At 73.9% G+C, this 4,324-nt stretch carries 3 protein-coding genes and 1 pseudogene; 2 read left to right on the top strand and 2 right to left on the bottom strand.

Annotated features, from left to right (window positions below):
- A pseudogene (locus ABZ641_RS27190) lies at positions 1–312 on the top strand (hypothetical protein); the annotation flags it as partial.
- A 69-nt stretch (positions 313–381) separates the two neighbouring features.
- On the opposite strand, the gene pgi reads toward ABZ641_RS27190, so the two are convergent.
- A complete protein-coding gene (gene pgi, locus ABZ641_RS27185) occupies positions 382–2,043 on the bottom strand; it encodes a glucose-6-phosphate isomerase (RefSeq protein WP_344627637.1) in 1,662 nt (553 codons plus the stop codon).
- Between the two features lie 140 nt (positions 2,044–2,183).
- Entirely contained in the window at positions 2,184–3,764 is a 1,581-nt protein-coding gene (locus ABZ641_RS27180; RefSeq protein ID WP_344627636.1) for a Na+/H+ antiporter, read from the bottom strand.
- Between the two features lie 144 nt (positions 3,765–3,908).
- Between ABZ641_RS27180 and ABZ641_RS27175 the strand changes: the two genes are divergently transcribed.
- On the top strand, positions 3,909–4,324 hold a 416-nt coding region (locus tag ABZ641_RS27175; RefSeq protein ID WP_359985794.1), incomplete at its 3' end, for an alcohol dehydrogenase catalytic domain-containing protein.

The following is a 4,324-nucleotide window of genomic DNA, read 5'->3' as shown; positions in this document are numbered from 1 at the left end:
CCGCCGGGCTGGGAGGAGTGGCTCCGCGCCGAGCTCGAGGGCCTGGAGGCGTCCGCGCTGCGCGCGCACCGGATCGCGGTGTGGCGCCACCGGCTGCTGGTGACCCTGGCGGTGCTGGGCGGGGCGGCGCTGATCGTGCTGCTGGCCCTGCTCCCCCGGTCCGCGGAGCTCCGCCGCACACCGGTGCCGCCGGGCCCGGCGACCGCCACCGGATCGCCGCACGCCTCGGCCGGGCCGACCTCGCCGCCCTCGTCCTGCTGCCCGTCGAACCTGCCCGGCGGCTGCCCGAACTGCTGGACGGCGGGCCGCTGACCGACCGTCAGGGTGCTGACACGGCAGCGGGGCCGCCCCGATACCGGGACGGCCCCGCCGTCCGCGGGCTCAGCGGCCGCGCAGCGCGCGGTAGCGCGCGACCAGCTCGGCGGTGGAGCTGTCCAGCTTCTCGGCGCCCTCACCGGTGAGCAGCACCGGCTCGATCCGCTTGGCCAGCACCTTGCCCAGCTCGACGCCCCACTGGTCGAAGGAGTCGATGTTCCAGATCGCGCCCTGGACGAACACCTTGTGCTCGTAGAGCGCGACCAGCTGGCCGAGCACCGACGGGGTGAGCTCGGCGGCCAGCACGGTGGTGGTGGGGTGGTTGCCGCGGAAGGTCTTGTGCGGCACCAGCTCGGCCGGCACGCCCTCGGCCGCGACCTCCTCGGCGGTCTTGCCGAAGGCCAGCGCCTGGGTCTGGGCGAAGAAGTTGGCCATCAGCAGGTCGTGCTGGGCGACCAGGCCGGGCAGCAGGCCCTCGACCGGCTTGGCGAAGCCGATGAAGTCGGCCGGGATCACCTTGGTGCCCTGGTGCAGCAGCTGGTAGTAGGCGTGCTGGCCGTTGGTGCCGGGGGTGCCCCAGACGACCGGGCCGGTCTGCCAGGTCACCGGGTTGCCCTCGCGGTCCACCGACTTGCCGTTGGACTCCATGTCCAGCTGCTGCAGGTAGGCGGTGAACTTGGAGAGGTAGTGCGAGTAGGGCAGCACCGCGTGCGACTGGGCGTCGAAGAACGCGCCGTACCAGACGCCGAGCAGGCCGAGCAGCAGCGGGACGTTCTGCTCCGGCGGGGCGGTGCGGAAGTGCTCGTCGACCAGGTGGAAGCCGTCCAGCATCTCGCGGAACTGCTCCGGGCCGACGGCGATCATCAGCGAGAGGCCGATGGCGGAGTCGTAGGAGTAGCGGCCGCCCACCCAGTCCCAGAACTCGAACATGTTGGCGGTGTCGATGCCGAAGTCGGCGACGCCCTGCGCGTTGGTGGAGAGCGCGACGAAGTGCTTGGCGACCGCGTCGGTGTCCGCGCGCAGCTCGGTGAGCAGCCAGTTCTTCGCGGAGACGGCGTTGGTGACGGTCTCGATGGTGGTGAAGGTCTTCGACGCGACGATGAACAGCGTCTCCTCGGCGTCCGCGCCGACCAGCGCCTCGTTCAGGTCGGCGCCGTCCACGTTGGAGACGAAGCGGACGTCGATGCCGCGGTCGGTGAAGGAGCGCAGCACCTCGTAGGCCATGGCCGGGCCGAGGTCGGAGCCGCCGATGCCGATGTTGACGACGGTGCGGATCCGCTTGCCGGTGTGGCCCGTCCACTCGCCGCTGCGGACGCGGTCGGCGAAGGCGGCCATCTTGTCGAGCACCGCGTGCACGGCGGGGACGACGTTCTCGCCGTCGACCTCGACCACGGCGTCGCGCGGGGCGCGCAGCGCGGTGTGCAGGACGGCGCGGTCCTCGGTGATGTTGATCTTCTCGCCGCGGAACATGGCGTCCCGCAGGGCGGCGACGCCGGTGGCGCCGGCGAGGTCGCGCAGCAGGGCGAGCGTCTCGTCGGTCACCAGCTGCTTGGAGTAGTCGACGTGCAGGTCGCCGACGGTCAGGGTGTACCGGCTGCCGCGCTCGGGGTCGGCGTCGAACAGCCCGCGCAGGTGCTGCTCGCCCAGCTCCTCGCGGTGCTTGGCCAGCGCGGCCCACTGGGGGGTTCGGTCCAGGGGGATGCGAGAGCCGGGGCGGTTCTCCGACATCGGTTGCTCCTTGAATCATCCGGATGCGTTACCTGCGGGGCCCGGCGGGAGGGTAGCGCGAGGTCCGGCGGCAGCGTGGTGCTTGGCGCCGACTCCGTTGACGGCCTTGCCCGCGGCCAGCCTATCCCCGGCCGGCCTGCTCACTTGCGCGCCGAGCGGAGGTCGAGCTCGCGCAGCACCCGGTCGGCCATCCCGGGGTCGCTGCCCGGCTCCCCACGGGCCGTCAGCACCTCCCGGCGGGAGGCGGCGATCATCTCCTGCTCGACCTCGGCCGCCTGCCGCCAGCGGGCGAGGCGGCGCTTGGCCTCGGCGGCCTCGTCCTCCTCGTACCGCTCGGGGTAGAGCCGGGCGAGCCGGTCGTGCTGGCGTTCGCGGAGCCGGTCGACGAGTTCGACGGGCAGCCGGCGCTCCTCCTCCAGTTCCTCCAGTCGGCGCAGTCCGGCCTTCGCGGCCCGCCAGCGCAGCACCCGCAGCGCCTCGTCGTGGACGTCGGGGTGGTCGCGCAGGGCGAGCAGCCGCACCAGCCAGGGCAGCGAGAGCCCCTGCACCAGGAGGGTGAAGAGCACCACGCAGAAGGCCACGAAGACGATCTCGCTGCGGGCCGGGAAGGCCCCGCCGCCGTGCACGGTGAGCGGCACCGCGAGGGCGAGCGCCACGGTGGCGACCCCGCGCATCCCGGACCACCAGAGCACCACGGTCTCGCGCCAGCTGATCGGGGTGTCCTCCTCGCCGTGGGTGAGCCGCTCGGAGATCCAGGCGGCGGGCAGCAGCCACAGCAGCCGGACGAGCACCACCGCGGCGATCACCCAGGCGGTGTCGCCGAGCATGCCGTGCCAGCTGGAGCGGACGTCGGCCAGCACGGTGCTCAGCTCCAGGCCGATCAGGCCGAAGGCCACCCCGGTGATCAGGATCTCGACGATCTCCCAGAAGGCGTTGCCGACCAGCCGGAAGGACACGTCGTCCGCGTCGGCGGCCCGGTCGGCGAGGTACAGCGCGCAGACCACCACGGCGAGCACGCCGGAGCCGTGCGCCTCCTCGGCGAGGGTGTAGGCGGCGAACGGGACGAGCAGGTTGAGCGCGACCTGCTGGGTGGGGTCGTCGAGGCGGCCGGCCAGCCAGGTGTTCAGCCAGCCCAGGGCGATCCCGAGGACGACCGCGACCACCGCGGACAGCACCAGCCGCAGCGCCGCGTCCGCGCCGGAGAAGTGGCCGCTGACCACCGCCTCGATGGCCAGCGAGTAGATGACGATCGCGGTGACGTCGTTGAACAGGCCCTCGCCCTCCAGCACCGCGACCAGGCGGCGCGGCAGGCCGATCGAGCCGGCCACCGCGACCGCCGCCACCGGGTCGGGCGGCGAGACGAGCGCGCCGAGCGCCACCGCCGCGGCGAGCGGCAGACCGGGCACCCGCCACTGGAAGACGGCTGCCACCACGGTCGTGGTGACGGCGACCAGGGCGACCGCCAGCAGCAGGATCGGCCGGACGTTGGCCCGGAAGTAGCGCACGGAGGAGCGGCGGGCCACCGCGAAGATCAGCGGGGGCAGCACCAGCGGCAGGATGAAGTCCGGGTCGACCCGCACGTTGGGGATCTGCGGGACGAGCGCCATGGCCAGGCCGAGCAGTGTCATGAGCACCGGCTGCGGCACGTGGATGCGGCGGGCGAGCGGCATCGTCACCACGGACGCGAGGAGCACCAGGAACAGCAGCGACAGCTGGGCCACCCATCCACTCCCTGTCCGTACGCCCCGGTCCGTGCGACATGCGGTCCATTACCCCGCAGATCAGCATAAATGTGACTAAGCACCCGCCCGGCGCGGCTCGCCGGGCACGCGGACGGGAGCGGGCACGGGAGCGGGAGGTGGCCGGTGCGGGCGCTGGAGTACCCGGGGCCGGGCGCTGCGGCCGGCGCCCCGCGGACCGTCGAGACGGCGGTGCCGCGGGCCGGACCCGGGCAGGTCCTCGTCCGGGTGGAGGCCGCCGGACTGCCGCCGGCCGACGGTGCGCCGGCCGGGGTGCCGGGCACGGAGTTCGCCGGGGTGGTGGTGCAGCTCGGCCCGGGCACCTACGGCCTGGAGGTCGGCGACGAGGTGCTCGGGCACTGCCCGTCCGGCGCCTGCGCCGAGTACGCCGCCGCCGACGCCGACCGGGTGGCGCACCGGCCCGCCGCCCTGCCCTGGGCCGAGGCGGCGCTGCTGCCCGTCACCGCGGCGGGTGTGCGGTCCGCCCTCGACCGGCTCGGGGTGCGGCGCGGCCGGACCCTGCTGGTGCACGGCGCCGGCGC

The organism is Kitasatospora sp. NPDC007106, from assembly GCF_040634455.1.
GTDB lineage: Bacteria > Actinomycetota > Actinomycetes > Streptomycetales > Streptomycetaceae > Kitasatospora > Kitasatospora arboriphila.
This window is presented reverse-complemented; position numbering and strand designations above follow the sequence as displayed.